26 protein-coding genes are annotated in these 13,509 nt (G+C 65.9%); all 26 read right to left on the bottom strand.

The features are described from left to right. Positions 1-26: 26 nt before the first annotated feature. The 26 genes from rpsK to rplB all read right to left on the bottom strand — a co-directional run bounded on the left by rpsK (position 27) and on the right by rplB (position 13,503). On the bottom strand, positions 27-431 hold the full coding sequence (gene rpsK / locus AC1DWJ_RS10040) for a 30S ribosomal protein S11 (protein WP_140743564.1): 405 nt from the start codon (positions 429-431) through the stop codon (positions 27-29). Further along, the gene (rpsM, locus tag AC1DWJ_RS10035) at positions 431-808 is read right to left on the bottom strand and encodes a 30S ribosomal protein S13 (protein WP_457254169.1); all 378 of its coding nucleotides are present in this window, start codon (positions 806-808) and stop codon (positions 431-433) included. Before rpsM ends, rpsK begins: the two co-directional genes overlap by 1 nt. 236 nt (positions 809-1,044) lie before the next feature. Continuing rightward, positions 1,045-1,158: a 50S ribosomal protein L36 gene (gene rpmJ, locus AC1DWJ_RS10030; RefSeq protein WP_010148647.1), complete on the bottom strand. Its 114-nt coding sequence runs from the start codon at positions 1,156-1,158 to the stop codon at positions 1,045-1,047. A gap of 76 nt (positions 1,159-1,234) precedes the next feature. Further along, positions 1,235-1,456 carry a translation initiation factor IF-1 gene (gene infA, locus AC1DWJ_RS10025; RefSeq protein WP_006946284.1) on the bottom strand — a complete coding sequence of 74 codons (222 nt, stop codon included), beginning with the start codon at positions 1,454-1,456 and terminating at the stop codon, positions 1,235-1,237. Positions 1,457-1,730: 274 nt separating this feature from the next. Continuing rightward, positions 1,731-1,997: a hypothetical protein gene (locus AC1DWJ_RS10020; RefSeq protein WP_457253827.1), complete on the bottom strand. Its 267-nt coding sequence runs from the start codon at positions 1,995-1,997 to the stop codon at positions 1,731-1,733. Next, on the bottom strand, positions 1,994-2,791 hold the full coding sequence (locus AC1DWJ_RS10015; RefSeq protein WP_457253828.1) for a RelA/SpoT domain-containing protein: 798 nt from the start codon (positions 2,789-2,791) through the stop codon (positions 1,994-1,996). Before AC1DWJ_RS10015 ends, AC1DWJ_RS10020 begins: the two co-directional genes overlap by 4 nt. 54 nt (positions 2,792-2,845) lie before the next feature. Further along, entirely contained in the window at positions 2,846-3,688 is an 843-nt protein-coding gene (gene map, locus AC1DWJ_RS10010; protein ID WP_477620701.1) for a type I methionyl aminopeptidase, read from the bottom strand. Next, complete coding sequence (locus AC1DWJ_RS10005; protein WP_477620700.1) at positions 3,688-4,263, bottom strand: adenylate kinase; 576 nt, start codon at positions 4,261-4,263, stop codon at positions 3,688-3,690. Before AC1DWJ_RS10005 ends, map begins: the two co-directional genes overlap by 1 nt. Beyond that, positions 4,263-5,576, bottom strand: coding sequence for a preprotein translocase subunit SecY (gene secY, locus AC1DWJ_RS10000; protein WP_457253832.1), 1,314 nt, complete (start codon positions 5,574-5,576; stop codon positions 4,263-4,265). Before secY ends, AC1DWJ_RS10005 begins: the two co-directional genes overlap by 1 nt. 215 nt (positions 5,577-5,791) lie before the next feature. Further along, complete coding sequence (rplO, locus tag AC1DWJ_RS09995) at positions 5,792-6,277, bottom strand: 50S ribosomal protein L15 (protein ID WP_056923985.1); 486 nt, start codon at positions 6,275-6,277, stop codon at positions 5,792-5,794. A 2-nt stretch (positions 6,278-6,279) separates the two neighbouring features. Further along, positions 6,280-6,462 (bottom strand): 50S ribosomal protein L30, encoded by a 183-nt coding sequence (gene rpmD, locus AC1DWJ_RS09990; RefSeq protein WP_056924254.1) that lies wholly within the window; start codon positions 6,460-6,462, stop codon positions 6,280-6,282. Next, complete coding sequence (gene rpsE / locus AC1DWJ_RS09985; protein ID WP_457253833.1) at positions 6,459-7,115, bottom strand: 30S ribosomal protein S5; 657 nt, start codon at positions 7,113-7,115, stop codon at positions 6,459-6,461. The genes rpmD and rpsE overlap by 4 nt, the downstream gene beginning before the upstream one ends. A gap of 40 nt (positions 7,116-7,155) precedes the next feature. Beyond that, positions 7,156-7,530 carry a 50S ribosomal protein L18 gene (gene rplR / locus AC1DWJ_RS09980; RefSeq protein ID WP_457253834.1) on the bottom strand — a complete coding sequence of 125 codons (375 nt, stop codon included), beginning with the start codon at positions 7,528-7,530 and terminating at the stop codon, positions 7,156-7,158. Between the two features lie 3 nt (positions 7,531-7,533). After that, positions 7,534-8,070 (bottom strand): 50S ribosomal protein L6, encoded by a 537-nt coding sequence (gene rplF, locus AC1DWJ_RS09975; protein ID WP_457253835.1) that lies wholly within the window; start codon positions 8,068-8,070, stop codon positions 7,534-7,536. An 11-nt stretch (positions 8,071-8,081) separates the two neighbouring features. Further along, entirely contained in the window at positions 8,082-8,480 is a 399-nt protein-coding gene (rpsH, locus tag AC1DWJ_RS09970; RefSeq protein ID WP_056923989.1) for a 30S ribosomal protein S8, read from the bottom strand. Positions 8,481-8,558: 78 nt separating this feature from the next. After that, positions 8,559-8,744 carry a type Z 30S ribosomal protein S14 gene (locus AC1DWJ_RS09965; protein ID WP_035902511.1) on the bottom strand — a complete coding sequence of 62 codons (186 nt, stop codon included), beginning with the start codon at positions 8,742-8,744 and terminating at the stop codon, positions 8,559-8,561. Between the two features lies 1 nt (position 8,745). Continuing rightward, positions 8,746-9,336: a 50S ribosomal protein L5 gene (gene rplE / locus AC1DWJ_RS09960; protein ID WP_457253838.1), complete on the bottom strand. Its 591-nt coding sequence runs from the start codon at positions 9,334-9,336 to the stop codon at positions 8,746-8,748. A 5-nt stretch (positions 9,337-9,341) separates the two neighbouring features. After that, positions 9,342-9,701, bottom strand: a complete 360-nt coding sequence (gene rplX / locus AC1DWJ_RS09955; protein ID WP_056923991.1) for a 50S ribosomal protein L24 — start codon at positions 9,699-9,701, stop codon at positions 9,342-9,344. Positions 9,702-9,704: 3 nt separating this feature from the next. Next, positions 9,705-10,073 carry a 50S ribosomal protein L14 gene (rplN, locus tag AC1DWJ_RS09950; protein WP_056923992.1) on the bottom strand — a complete coding sequence of 123 codons (369 nt, stop codon included), beginning with the start codon at positions 10,071-10,073 and terminating at the stop codon, positions 9,705-9,707. Between the two features lie 100 nt (positions 10,074-10,173). Then, positions 10,174-10,476 carry a 30S ribosomal protein S17 gene (gene rpsQ / locus AC1DWJ_RS09945; protein ID WP_457253840.1) on the bottom strand — a complete coding sequence of 101 codons (303 nt, stop codon included), beginning with the start codon at positions 10,474-10,476 and terminating at the stop codon, positions 10,174-10,176. Beyond that, positions 10,473-10,727 carry a 50S ribosomal protein L29 gene (gene rpmC / locus AC1DWJ_RS09940; RefSeq protein ID WP_056923994.1) on the bottom strand — a complete coding sequence of 85 codons (255 nt, stop codon included), beginning with the start codon at positions 10,725-10,727 and terminating at the stop codon, positions 10,473-10,475. Before rpmC ends, rpsQ begins: the two co-directional genes overlap by 4 nt. Continuing rightward, complete coding sequence (gene rplP / locus AC1DWJ_RS09935; RefSeq protein WP_457253841.1) at positions 10,727-11,146, bottom strand: 50S ribosomal protein L16; 420 nt, start codon at positions 11,144-11,146, stop codon at positions 10,727-10,729. The genes rpmC and rplP overlap by 1 nt, the downstream gene beginning before the upstream one ends. A gap of 1 nt (position 11,147) precedes the next feature. After that, positions 11,148-11,966: a 30S ribosomal protein S3 gene (gene rpsC, locus AC1DWJ_RS09930; protein WP_457253842.1), complete on the bottom strand. Its 819-nt coding sequence runs from the start codon at positions 11,964-11,966 to the stop codon at positions 11,148-11,150. Continuing rightward, positions 11,966-12,334 carry a 50S ribosomal protein L22 gene (rplV, locus tag AC1DWJ_RS09925; RefSeq protein WP_457254171.1) on the bottom strand — a complete coding sequence of 123 codons (369 nt, stop codon included), beginning with the start codon at positions 12,332-12,334 and terminating at the stop codon, positions 11,966-11,968. Before rplV ends, rpsC begins: the two co-directional genes overlap by 1 nt. Positions 12,335-12,366: 32 nt before the next feature. Next, positions 12,367-12,648 (bottom strand): 30S ribosomal protein S19, encoded by a 282-nt coding sequence (gene rpsS / locus AC1DWJ_RS09920; RefSeq protein ID WP_056923996.1) that lies wholly within the window; start codon positions 12,646-12,648, stop codon positions 12,367-12,369. A gap of 18 nt (positions 12,649-12,666) precedes the next feature. Next, positions 12,667-13,503: a 50S ribosomal protein L2 gene (rplB, locus tag AC1DWJ_RS09915; protein WP_056923997.1), complete on the bottom strand. Its 837-nt coding sequence runs from the start codon at positions 13,501-13,503 to the stop codon at positions 12,667-12,669. Between the last annotated feature and the right edge of the window lie 6 nt (positions 13,504-13,509).

Here is a 13,509-nt window from a genome sequence, read left to right as displayed (position 1 = left end):
CTATCTCCCTGTTCTTTACCGACGGCTCAGACGCGACGGCGCTTGGGCGGACGGACACCGTTGTGCGGCGAGGGGGTGACGTCGCTGATGGCGCCGACCTCCAGGCCGGTCGCGGTCAGGGAACGGATGGCGGTCTCACGACCGGAGCCGGGGCCCTTGACGAAGACGTCGACCTTGCGCATGCCGTGCTCCATCGCGCGACGGGCGGCAGCCTCGGCGGCCATCTGCGCGGCGAACGGGGTGGACTTGCGCGAACCCTTGAAGCCCACCTGGCCGGCAGAGGCCCAGGCGATGACGGCACCAGCGGGGTCCGTGATCGAGATGATCGTGTTGTTGAAGGTGCTCTTGATGTGAGCGTGCCCGTGGGCGATGTTCTTCTTTTCCTTGCGGCGCACCTTCTTGGCGCCGGCAGTGCGAGCCTTGGGAGGCATTACTTACCAACCTTCTTCTTGCCGGCGACGGTGCGCTTGGGGCCCTTGCGGGTGCGCGCGTTGGTCTTGGTGCGCTGACCGCGCACGGGCAGGCCACGGCGGTGGCGCAGGCCCTCGTAGGAGCCGATCTCGACCTTGCGGCGGATGTCGGCGGCGATCTCGCGACGGAGGTCACCCTCGATCTTGACGTTCGCCTCGAGGTGGTCGCGGAGGGCGACGAGCTCGGTGTCGGACAGGTCGCGGACGCGCGTGTTCGGGTTGACACCCGTCGCGGCCAGGGCCTGCTGGGAGCGGGTACGACCCACTCCGAAGATGTAGGTGAGAGCGATCTCGACGCGCTTCTCGCGCGGGAGATCCACACCAACAAGACGTGCCATCTTGTGTGTTTCCTTTGTTTCACCGGAGGTCTGGAGCAGTACCGTTCCGGGCTGCTTCCCGAAGCTTTCCTCGGGGCACCGGTCCTCGGCCTCCGGGCCGGGGGTGACGTCCTGGGCTGCGTCGACGACGCTGCTCTCAGGGGCCGGGTACTGCGGTCGATTCACTTGTCTGCGCTTCTCGAAGAGATGCGAGTCGTGCTGGGCGAGTCCCGCTTCCGGGGCTCAGGTGGAGCTGGTCAGCCCTGGCGCTGCTTGTGGCGCAGGTTCTCGCAGATCACCATGACCCGGCCGTGACGGCGGATCACCTTGCACTTGTCGCAGATCTTCTTGACGCTCGGCTGAACCTTCATAGCCTCTGCTTCAGTCGATCTGGCACTGTCGCTCCGGGCGGACCGACAGGTCTTACGGGTGGTGCTGGTCGTGCGTCTAGCGGTAGCGGAAGACGATCCGGCCACGGGTCAGGTCGTACGGGCTGAGCTCAACCACCACGCGGTCCTCAGGGAGGATCCGGATGTAGTGCTGTCGCATCTTGCCCGAGATGTGAGCGAGAACCTTGTGACCGTTCGTGAGCTCGACCCTGAACATCGCGTTCGGGAGAGCCTCGACGATCGTGCCCTCGATCTCGATGACACCGTCCTTCTTGGCCATATCCTCCACAATCTGTCGTCGTGGCGCCCCCGGCTGGGGCGCACACACGAATACGGCACGCGAGGTCGCGCACCGACAGATCAGTCTACGCCAGGACTGCGTGAGCACGAAATCGTGCTCACGCAGTCCACAGATGGCCGCGATTTTCGTTGCGCACGTGTGGCGACCCGTTCGTCACCGAGGCCCCACCAGGCGGTTCGGTGACCACCGCACACTGAGAGGCGATTGCTTGAGCTGACCCTTCCCGACGATGGCCTGGGTTCGCGGCTCACACTCAGTAGTGACTTGGCTCTGATGCCTCAGCGACGCGCCCCACTGCACCCCTTACCAATTCGCGGCCAGTACTGAAGTAGCGCGAGTGCGTGCGACGGAGGTCCTCCAGTGACTTGGCACCCAGCACGACGACTTCAACGTCGCGGCTACCGTGGTAAAGGCGCTCCGCCTCAAATCTCCCGCTCAACGCTTTGTCCGCCCGGTCGAACTCTCGAATATCGAGCAACTGACCTTGGAGGCGTTCGAACACGATCAAGAAGTGATTCACGAGGCCTCCATCTGGTCCAGAAGTTCACCGAGGGTATCGAGTTGGCCCACCACGCGAGATCGGAGGCCGTGTATTTCCGCTGCCAGCTCAGAATAACTCAGGCGCAAGCTCTCATTCTCGAGAATGCCCTCACGATGGGGTGCTGATAGCCATCGCAGCACGCCCTCGTTTGTCTCGAGTCGATCCAGGGACTCGCTGAGATTCATCAGGCTGCGTACGAAGTCGGACCTGTTGACCCGTCCACCAGCAAACAAGGGACGCATCGGCTCGTTGACTGGAGTGCCGTATCGCAACCCTCTCCCCCAAGCATCCCCAACCCGCTCGACGAGCTGGGCCCACGAGTCTTGGAGTTCTGTTCGCACTTGGAGTTCCACGGGTAGTCCATTGTGATGCGCGATGACGTGCACCGCGCGGTATCCATGGGTGGGGTTGGCTCGTCGGTCCACCGTTCTCGGCGCCGCCTCCCCCTCGCCTCCGAGAAGCATGCGCACCTTGACTACCACCGCGTCTTGCGCTGGCCTACCGCCGGACACAACCACCCGAGCTCCAGCGATGTCCTGGATACTCTTCATCGACGTTCCTCGTTGAAGTTTCTCGATCAGAGTGCCGGTGGACTTGACACGTGTCGTCGGCTGAAGGCCGGCGTCCGAAAGGATTACCTGGGCGCTGTCGAGTGAGTCCTGGTATGCCGACAGAACATCCTCAAGCCGTTGCCAGTCCTCGGGAGCCATGGTCCCAGACATCAGCTTCTTGCCCAGCTTGTCCATGGCACTTCGACTGATGGGAAGGGCCATTTGGCGACCATACCGGGCGCCCCCGACCGTTCAAGGCGCACCGCTGCTTTCAGCTCAGGCGAGAGGGGCGTATGCCGCGCCGGCGGCTTCCAGCCGCTCCTTGCCGCCGTCGAGGGCAGTCAGCACCCAGAGCCCGGCGTCGGTGACGGCCACGGTGTTCTCCCAGTGGGCCGCCCTGGACTTGTCGTTGGTCACGACGGTCCAGTCGTCCTCGAGCACGGTCGTGTCGGCGCTGCCGAGGGTCACCATCGGCTCGATCGCGACCGTCACGCCGGAGCGCACCGTGGGACCCCGGTCGCGGACGCGGTAGTTCGGCACCTGCGGGTCCATGTGCATCTCGGTGCCGATGCCGTGGCCGACGTAGTCCTCGATGATCCCGTAGTCGTGTCCGTCGCGCTCGCCCGAGGCGACGATGCTGTCCTCGACCCCGGCACCCACGGCATACAGCGACTCCCCCACGGCGAGCGCGGCGATGCCGGCCCACATGGAGTCCTCGGTGGCGTCGATGAGCGCGAGGTCCTCGGGACGCCCGGCGTCGCGGCCGCCCACGATGACGGAGATGGCCGCGTCGCCGTGCCAGCCGTCGACGATCGCGCCGCAGTCGATCGAGATGAGGTCGCCCTCGGCCAGCACCCGCGCGCCGGGGATGCCGTGCACGACCTCGTCGTTGACCGACGTGCACAGCGACCCGGTGAACCCGTGGTAGCCGAGGAACGACGGGGTCGCCCCGCAGCCGCGGATGTGCTCCTCGGCCAGCTCGTCGAGCTGCTTGGTGGTCATTCCCGGACGGACCGTCTGGGCCATCAGCTGGAGGGTCTGACCGACCACCAGGCCAGCCTTGCGCATGCGCAGGATCTGGTCAGGGGTCTTGGTCTCGATGCGGGACCTGCCGAACATCAGGATCGAGCAACCCCTTCGAGGGCTTCGGAGATGCGGGTGAAGACGTCGTCGACCGACCCCATGCCGTCGACCTGCACGAGCAGGCCGCGGGCGGAGTAGACCTCGGTCAGGGGGGCCGTCTCGCGGCGGTAGATCGCCTGGCGCTCGCGGATGACCTCTTCGGTGTCGTCCTCGCGTCCCTCGATCTCGGCCCGCTTGAGCAGCCGCTGGACCACCGCTTCGTTGTCGACCGTCAGCTCGAGGACCGCACTGAGTGCGTGGCCGTGCTCGGTCAGGATCGCGTCGAGGGTCTCGACCTGGGCGGCCGTGCGCGGGAAGCCGTCGAGCAGGAAGCCCTGCTCGGCGTCGTCCTCGAACAGCCGGTCGCGCACGATCGCGTTGGTGATCTCGTCGGTGACGTAGCCACCGGACGCGAGCACCTCCTTGACCTGCAGGCCGAGCGGGGTCTCGTTCTTGATGTTGGCCCGGAAGATGTCGCCGGTGGAGATCGCGGGGATGCCGAACTTCTCGGCGATCTTGGCCGCCTGCGTGCCCTTACCGGCACCGGGCGGCCCGAGGATGATCAGACGCATTACCGAAGGAACCCTTCGTAGTGCCGCTGCTGCAGCTGCGACTCGATCTGCTTCACCGTCTCGAGGCCGACACCGACGATGATCAGGATGGAGGTGCCACCGAACGGGAAGTTCTGGTTGGCGCCGACGAGTACCAGTGCGATGAGCGGGATCAGCGAGACGAGGCCGAGGTAGATGGCCCCTGGAACCGTGATGCGGGTGAGCACGTAGTCGAGGTACTCGGCCGTGGGTCGCCCGGCGCGGATACCTGGGATGAAGCCGCCGTAGCGCTTCATGTTGTCGGCCACCTCCACCGGGTTGAACGTGATCGACACGTAGAAGAACGTGAAGAACAGGATCAGCGCGATGTAGATGATCATGTAGATCGGGTGGTCACCACGGACCAGGTGAGCGTCGACCCAGTTCACCCAGCCCGCAGAGCTTCCATCCGCCTTGCGGTTGAACTGTGCCAGCAAAGAGGGCAGCGCGAGCAGGGACGAGGCGAAGATCACGGGGATGACGCCGGCCATGTTGACCTTGAGCGGGATGTAGGTCGAGGTGCCGCCGTACATCTGGCGGCCGACCTGGCGCTTGGCGTACTGCACCGGGATGCGGCGCTGGCTCTGCTCGACGAAGACGACGAGCGCGATGATGAGGAAGCCGAGCAGGATGACGCCGATGAAGACGTCCCACCGGCCGTCCTGCTGCTGGATCGCCCAGAGCGAGCTCGGGAACGAGCTGGCGATCGAGGTGAAGATCAGCAGGGACATACCGTTGCCGATGCCCTTGTCGGTGACGAGCTCACCGAGCCACATGACGACACCGGTGCCGGCGGTCATGGTGAGCACCATGATGACCAGGGTCGGGATCGACTCGTCAGGCAGGATGCTCGTGCACTTCGGCCCGAAGAGCGCCGACGGGTTCTGCGCGAACGTGATGAGGGTGGAGGACTGCAGGACCGCCAGGCCGATGGTCAGGTAACGGGTGTACTGCGTCATCTTCGTCTGGCCCTGTTGGCCCTCCTTCTTGAGGGCCTCGAACCGCGGGATGACCACGGTGAGGAGCTGCACGATGATGCTCGCCGTGATGTACGGCATGATCCCGAGCGCGAAGATCGACAGCTGCAGGAGCGCGCCACCACTGAAGAGGTTGGCCAGGCCCAGCACACCTGTCGTCGAGTCGGCGCCCTTGATGCACGCCTGGACGGCGGTGTAGCTCACGCCGGGGACGGGCACGTGCGAGCCGAGCCGGAAGACGACGACGATCGCGAGGGTGAACAGCAGCTTCCTGCGCAGGTCCGGCGTCTTGAACGCACGGGTGAAGGCGGTGAGCACAGGTCCTCCTGGTGACGCGGGCCGGTGGGGCCACGCGGTAATGATGGTCAGGCAATCCTAGGAAGGTTACCCCGAGCGCCAGCGAGGGGTATCACACGGCACGACCTCGAGGCTTGGCCCGGGACGCGCTCACACGTGCTGGAGACCACAAACGGGGTATGCCGCGCGCTCACCTGAGCGGTGAGCCCGCGGCATACCCTGTTGTTCTGGCTTGGTCAGGCGGAGGTGACCGAGCCGCCAGCGGCCTCGATCTTCTCCTTGGCGGTCGCCGAGAACTTGTCAGCGGTCACGTTGACCTTGACGGTGATCTCGCCGGTGCCGAGCACCTTGACAGGGGAGTTGTCGCGAACCGCACCCTTGGCCACGAGGTCGGCGATGGTCACATCGCCACCCTCGGGGAACAGGGCGGACAGCTTGTCCAGGTTGACGACCTGGAACTCCACACGGAACGGGTTCTTGAAGCCACGCAGCTTCGGCAGACGCATGTGCAGCGGCATGGCGCCACCCTCGAAGCGCTCCGGAACCTGGTAGCGGGCCTTGGTGCCCTTGGTGCCACGACCGGCGGTCTTGCCCTTGGAGCCCTCACCGCGACCCACGCGGGTCTTGGCGGTCTTGGCACCCGGGGCGGGACGCAGGTGGTGCACCTTGAGGGCAGTGCCCTCAGGGGCGGCAGCGGCCTTGGCGGCCTTCTTCTCTGCCATGGTCAGTCAACCTCCTCGACGGCGACCAGGTGGGTCACCGTCTTGACCATCCCGCGGATCTCGGGACGGTCCTCCTTGACGACGACGTCGCCAATGCGCTTCAGACCGAGGCTGCGCAGCGTGTCACGCTGGTTCTGCTTGCCACCGATCTCGGAACGGGTCTGGGTCACCTTGAGACGCATCAGGCACCTGCCTTCGCAGCTTCGCGACCGGCAGCCTGGGCACGCAGCATGGCGGCCGGGGCCACCCGGTCGACCGGGAGGCCGCGGCGGGCAGCCACTTCCTCCGGACGCTCGAGACCCCGGAGGGCCGCGACCGTCGCGTGGACGACGTTGATGGCGTTGTCGGAGCCGAGCGACTTGCTCAGCACGTCGTGGATGCCGGCGCACTCGAGCACCGCGCGCACCGGACCACCGGCGATGACACCGGTACCGGGAGCGGCGGGACGGAGCATGACGACACCGGCAGCGGCCTCACCCTGCACGGGGTGCGGGATGGTGCCCTGGATGCGCGGGACCTTGAAGAACTCCTTCTTGGCCTCCTCGACACCCTTGGCGATCGCCGCGGGGACTTCCTTGGCCTTGCCGTAGCCGACGCCGACGGTTCCGTCGCCGTCGCCCACGACCACGAGGGCGGTGAAGCTGAAGCGACGACCACCCTTGACGACCTTGGACACGCGGTTGATGGTCACGACGCGCTCGACGTAGGCGCTCTTCTCGGCCTGGTCGCGGCCGCCTTCACGACGGTTGTCGCGGCCACCGCGGCGGTCGCCGCGCTCGCCACGAGCTGCGTCGCCGCCAGCAGCGGCACCAGTGCCTCGACGCTGGGGTCCGGGCATCAGATGTTCCTCATCTCAATAACGGTTTCGGTCACGGTGCTCACAGGGCCAGTCCACCCTCGCGGGCGCCCTCGGCGATGGCCGCGACGCGGCCGTGGTACTTGTTGCCACCACGGTCGAACACGACGGCCTCGACGCCGGCGCTCTTGGCACGCTCGGCGAGCAGCTCGCCCACCTTGCGGGCCTTGGCGGTCTTGTCACCCTCGAACGAACGCAGGTCCGCCTCCATGGTGGAGGCCGACGCCACGGTCTTGCCGATGGTGTCGTCGACGATCTGCACGAAGACGTGGCGCGAGGAGCGCGACACGACCAGGCGCGGACGCACGGTCGTACCGGTCACCTTCTTGCGCAGGCGCAGGTGGCGACGGCCGCGTGCAGCGGACTTGCCCTTGGAGCGCTTGACGATCATTGCCATGGCTTACTTACCGGCCTTTCCGACCTTGCGACGGATCTGCTCGCCCGCATAGCGAACACCCTTGCCCTTGTACGGGTCGGGCTTGCGCAGCTTGCGGATGTTCGCAGCAACCTCGCCAACGAGCTGCTTGTCGATGCCCTGGACCGCGAAGCGGGTCGGGTTCTCGACGGCGAAGGAGATGCCCTCGGGGGCCTTGACGGTGATCGAGTGGCTGTAGCCGAGCGCGAACTCGAGGTCGCCACCCTTGTTGGCCACGCGGTAACCCGTGCCGTGGATCTCCAGCTTCTTCTCATAGCCCTCGGTCACACCGAGCACCATGTTGTTGATGAGCGAGCGGGTCAGGCCGTGCAGGGCACGGGACTGGCGCTCGTCGTTGGGGCGCTTGACCTCGAGGTCAGCGTCGCCCTTCTCGACCGTGATCGGCTCGGCCACGACGTGGCTGAGCTCGCCCTTGGGGCCCTTCACCGTGACGGACTGGCCGTCGATGGTGACCTCGACACCGCTCGGGATGGCAACTGGGAGTCGTCCGATACGCGACATGTCGAATCCCCTTACCAGACGTAGGCGAGGACTTCCCCGCCCACGCCCTTGGCTTTGGCCTGGCGGTCCGTGAGGAGACCAGACGAGGTGGAAAGGATGGCCACACCGAGACCGCCGAGAACCTTGGGCAGGTTCGTCGACTTGGCGTAGACACGCAGACCGGGCTTGGAGACACGGCGCACGCCAGCGATGGAACGCTCGCGGTTGGGGCCGTACTTCAGCTCGATGGTCAGCGTCTTGCCGACCTCGGCGTCCTCGACCTTCCAGGAGGCGATGTAGCCCTCGGCCTGGAGGATCTCGGCGATGTGGGACTTCAGCTTGGAAAACGGCATGGAGACTGCGTCGTGGTGCGCCGAGTTGGCGTTCCGGACGCGGGTCAGCATGTCCGCAATCGGGTCAGTCATGGTCATGGGCTTCTCCGGCCCTCTCTCACCGTGGTTTCACTGCGTCTGCAGCGACCTGCGATGTAAGGATGAAATCGGTGGGTATTACCAGGAGCTCTTGGTGACGCCGGGCAGCTCGCCGCGGTGTGCCATCTCGCGAAGGCAGATGCGGCAGAGCCCGAACTTGCGGTAGACCGAGTGCGGTCGGCCGCAGCGCTGGCAACGGGTGTAGCCACGCACCTTGAACTTCGGCTTCTTGTTGGCCTTGTTGACCAGGGCGGTCTTCGCCATGTCAGTTCTCCTTGAAGGGGAAGCCGAGCGCCTTGAGCAGTGCGCGGCCCTCGTCGTCGTTGGTGGCGGTCGTCACGACGGTGATGTCCATGCCACGCACGCGGTCGATCCGGTCCTGGTCGATCTCGTGGAACATGGACTGCTCCGTGAGGCCGAAGGTGTAGTTGCCCTTGCCGTCGAACTGCTTGGGCGACAGGCCGCGGAAGTCACGGATACGGGGCAGGCCCACCGACACGAGGCGGTCGAGGAACTCCCACATCCGGTCGCCGCGCAGCGTGGTGTGCGCACCGATCGGCATACCCTCGCGGAGCTTGAACTGCGCGATGGACTTGCGGGCCTTGGTAACCAGGGGCTTCTGGCCGGTGATGGCCGAGAGGTCCTTGATCGCGCCCTCGATGAGCTTGGCGTCCTTGGCGGCGTCACCGACACCCATGTTGACGACGACCTTGACCACGCCGGGCACCTGCATGACGTTCTCGTAGCCGAACTGCGTGAACAGCTGGCCCTTGATCTCGTCCGCGTAGCGCTGCTTGAGGCGCGGGGTCACCGCTGCGGAAACCTGGGTCTGGGTGATGGTTTCAGTTTCGGTCATGTCTCTCACAGGTCCTTGCCCGAGCGCACCGCGACACGGGTGCGGACGGTCTTGGTGCGGCCGTTGCGCTCGACGGTCTCGACGCGGGTCTTGATCCGGGTGCCGACCTTCTTGTCGTCCGGGTCGACGACCGCGACGTTGCTGACGTGGATCGCAGCTTCCTGGACGACCAGGCCACCGGTGCGGCTGCCGCGAGCGGTCTGGCCGGCCTTGGTGTGGCGGGTCACGCGGTTGACACCCTCGACGAGCACGCGCTCGGTCTCGGGGTAGACGGCGATGACCTTGCCAATGCTGTTGCGGTCCTTGCCGGTGAGCACCTTGACGGTGTCACCCTTCTTGATCTTCATCTTCTTCTTGTCAGCCATGGGTCAGAGCACCTCCGGCGCCAACGAGATGATCTTCATGAACTTCTTCTCACGCAGTTCGCGGCCCACGGGGCCGAAGATGCGCGTGCCACGGGGGTCCCCGTCGGCCTTGAGGATGACGGCGGCGTTCTCGTCGAACTTGATGTACGACCCGTCACCGCGACGGCGCTCCTTGGTGGTGCGCACGATGACAGCCTTGACGACGTCGCCCTTCTTGACGTTGCCGCCAGGGATGGCGTCCTTGACTGCGGCGACGATGACGTCACCGATGCCGGCGTAACGACGACCCGAGCCACCGAGGACACGGATGCAGAGGATTTCCTTTGCACCAGTGTTGTCGGCGACACGCAGTCGCGACTCCTGCTGGATCACTTCTCACTCCTACTCGTCGTGCTGGTTCTCACCCATGCGGGCGAGCCTGGCCGAACTTGACTGTCTGATGACAGATGGGCTTGCCGAGGCGGCAGGTGGCTTACTTGGCCTTCTCGAGGATCTCCACCACGCGCCAGCGCTTGGTGGCCGAGAGGGGACGGGTCTCCATGATCGAGACGCGGTCGCCGATACCGGCAGCGTTGTCCTCGTCGTGGGCCTTGACCTTGCTCGAGCGCCGCAGGACCTTGCCGTAGAGCGCGTGCTTCACGCGGTCCTCGACCTCGACCACGACGGTCTTGTCCATCTTGTCGCTCACCACGTAACCCTGACGGGTCTTGCGGTAGTTGCGGTCCTGCGCCGTCACGGCGTCATCCACGGCCTTGTCCTTCGTGTTCTTGGTCATGCCGACTCCTCCTTGGCCGATGCACTCGGGCTCTGCCCGATACCCAGCTCACGCTCACGCAGCTCGGTGTAGATGCGGGCGATGTCCTTGCGGACGGCGCGCAGACGGCCGTGGTTGTCCAGCTGGCCGGTGGCCGACTGGAAGCGGAGGTTGAAGAGCTCCTCCTTGGCCTTGCGGAGCTCGTCGACCAGACGGTCGTCGTCGAGACCACGCAGGTTCTCCGACACCAGGTCCTTGGATCCGACTGCCATCAGATGTCACCACCCTCACGCCGAACGAAGCGGCACTTCATGGGGAGCTTGTGCATCGCCAGACGCATGGCCTCACGGGCGACCTCTTCGGACACACCGGACACCTCGAACATCACGCGACCAGGCTTGATGTTGGCGATCCACCACTCGGGGGAGCCCTTACCGGAACCCATGCGGGTCTCGGCAGGCTTCTTGGTCAGCGGGCGGTCGGGGTAGATGTTGATCCACACCTTTCCACCACGCTTCATGTAACGCGTCATCGCAATACGAGCGGACTCGATCTGACGGTTGGTGACGTAGGCGGGCTCGAGGGCCTGGATGCCGAAGTCACCGAACGCGATCTTGGTGCCGCCCTTCGCAGCGCCCGAGCGACCCGGGTGGTGCTGCTTGCGGTGCTTGACTCGACGAGGAATCAACATGTCAGGACTGCTCTCCCTCAGTGCTGGCTGCGGTCGCCTCAGTGGCGGGAGCCTCAGCAGCGGTCTCGGTGGCGGCGGCCTCCGGACGCTCGCGACGAGCGCGGGCGGGGCGGTCGGCGCCGTCACGACGGGGGCCACGGCTCGGGCGCGGCGCAGCAGCCTGCTGCTGGGCCAGCTCACGAGCGGTGACGTCACCCTTGTAGATCCACACCTTGACGCCGATGCGACCGAAGGTGGTGCGGGCCTCGTAGAAGCCGTAGTCGATCTGCGCACGCAGGGTGTGCAGCGGGACGCGACCCTCGCGGTAGAACTCGGTGCGAGACATCTCGGCGCCGCCGAGGCGACCGGAGACCTGGACACGGATGCCCTTGGCGCCGGCGCGGGTGGCGGACTGCATGCCCTTGCGCATCGCGCGACGGAACGACACGCGAGCAGACAGCTGCTCGGCGATGCCCTGCGCGACGAGCTGGCTGTCGACCTCGGGGTTCTTGACCTCGAGGATGTTCAGCTGGACCTGCTTGCCGGTGAGCTTCTCGAGCTCGCCACGGATGCGGTCGGCCTCGGCGCCGCGGCGACCGATCACGATGCCGGGACGCGCGGTGTGGATGTCCACACGGACGCGGTCACGGGTGCGCTCGATCTCGACGCGGGAGATGCCGGCCCGCTCCATGCCCTCGGACATGAGCTTGCGGATGGCGACGTCTTCCTTGACGTAGTCGCGGTACCGCTGACCCTCCTTGGTGGAGTCAGCGAACCAGCGGCTCTTGTGCTCGGTGGTGATACCGAGGCGGAAGCCGTGCGGGTTGACCTTCTGACCCATTAGCGGGTGCCTCCCTTGGTGGTCTTCGGCGTGACGACCACGGTGATGTGGCTGGTCCGCTTGTTGATGCGTGCCGCGCGGCCCTGGGCCCGCGGGCGGAAACGCTTCATGGTCGGACCCTCGTCGACGAAGGCGGAGCTGATGACCAGGTCGCGCTCGTCGAAGGCCTCGGAGGCCTTGTCAGCCTTGACCCGGGCGTTGGCGATGGCGCTCTCGAGCACCTTCTGGACCGGGTCGGACGCAGACTGCGGGGCGAACCGCAGCACGGCAATCGCCTCGACGGCCTGCTTCCCGCGGATCAGGTCCACGATGCGGCGCGCCTTCTGGGGCGTGACGCGGATGTTGCGTCCGCTCGCCTTGGCTTCCATCACGTTGTCCTTGTTGTCGGTGGAGGCAGCCATCAGCGACGCCGCCCCTTCTTGTCGTCCTTCACGTGACCCTTGAACGTGCGGGTCGGCGCGAACTCACCGAGCTTGTGGCCGACCATCGACTCGGTGACGAACACCGGGACGTGCTTGCGGCCGTCGTGCACGGCGAGGGTGTGACCCAGCATGTCCGGGCTCACGACCGAACGACGTGACCAGGTCTTGATGACGTTCTTGGTGCCCGCTTCGTTCTGGACGTCGACCTTCTTCTGAAGGTGGCCGTCGATGAAGGGGCCCTTCTTCAAGCTACGAGGCATGGTTTCTCAGGCTCCTTCTCAGCGCTTCTTGCCAGTACGGCGGCGGCGAACGATCATCTTGTCGCTCGGCTTGCCGGGGCGACGGGTGCGGCCCTCGGCCTGACCCCACGGGCTGACGGGGTGACGTCCACCGGACGTCTTGCCCTCGCCACCACCGTGCGGGTGGTCGACCGGGTTCATGGCGACACCACGGACGGTCGGGCGCTTGCCCTTCCACCGCATGCGGCCGGCCTTGCCCCAGTTGATGTTGGACTGCTCGGCGTTGCCCACCTCGCCGACCGTGGCGCGGCAGCGCAGGTCGACGTTGCGGATCTCACCGGACGGCATACGCAGCTGGGCGTAGGGGCCGTCCTTGGCGACGAGCTGCACACGCACACCAGCCGAACGGGCGATCTTCGCGCCGCCACCGGGCTTGAGCTCGACGGCGTGGATGACCGTACCGGTCGGGATGTTGCGCAGCGGCAGACTGTTGCCCGGCTTGATGTCCGCCGAGGGGCCGTTCTCGATGTTGGCGCCCTGCTCCAGGCCCTTGGGGGCCAGGATGTAGCGCTTCTCACCGTCGGCGTAGTGCAGCAGCGCGATGCGCGCCGTGCGGTTGGGGTCGTACTCGATGTGAGCGACCTTGGCCGGCACACCGTCCTTGTCATGGCGACGGAAGTCGATGACGCGGTAGGCGCGCTTGTGTCCACCACCGATGTGACGGGTGGTGATGCGGCCGTTGCTGTTGCGGCCACCGGACTTCGTGAGGGGGCGCACCAGCGACTTCTCAGGCGTGGAGCGCGTGACCTCGACGAAGTCGGCGACGCTGGAGCCTCGGCGGCCAGGCGTGGTCGGCTTGTACTTGCGGATACCCATTGTTCG

The organism is Pedococcus sp. P2_D7 (assembly GCF_056404295.1).
Note: the sequence above shows the minus strand (reverse complement) of the source record. Positions and strands in the feature narration are given on the sequence as shown.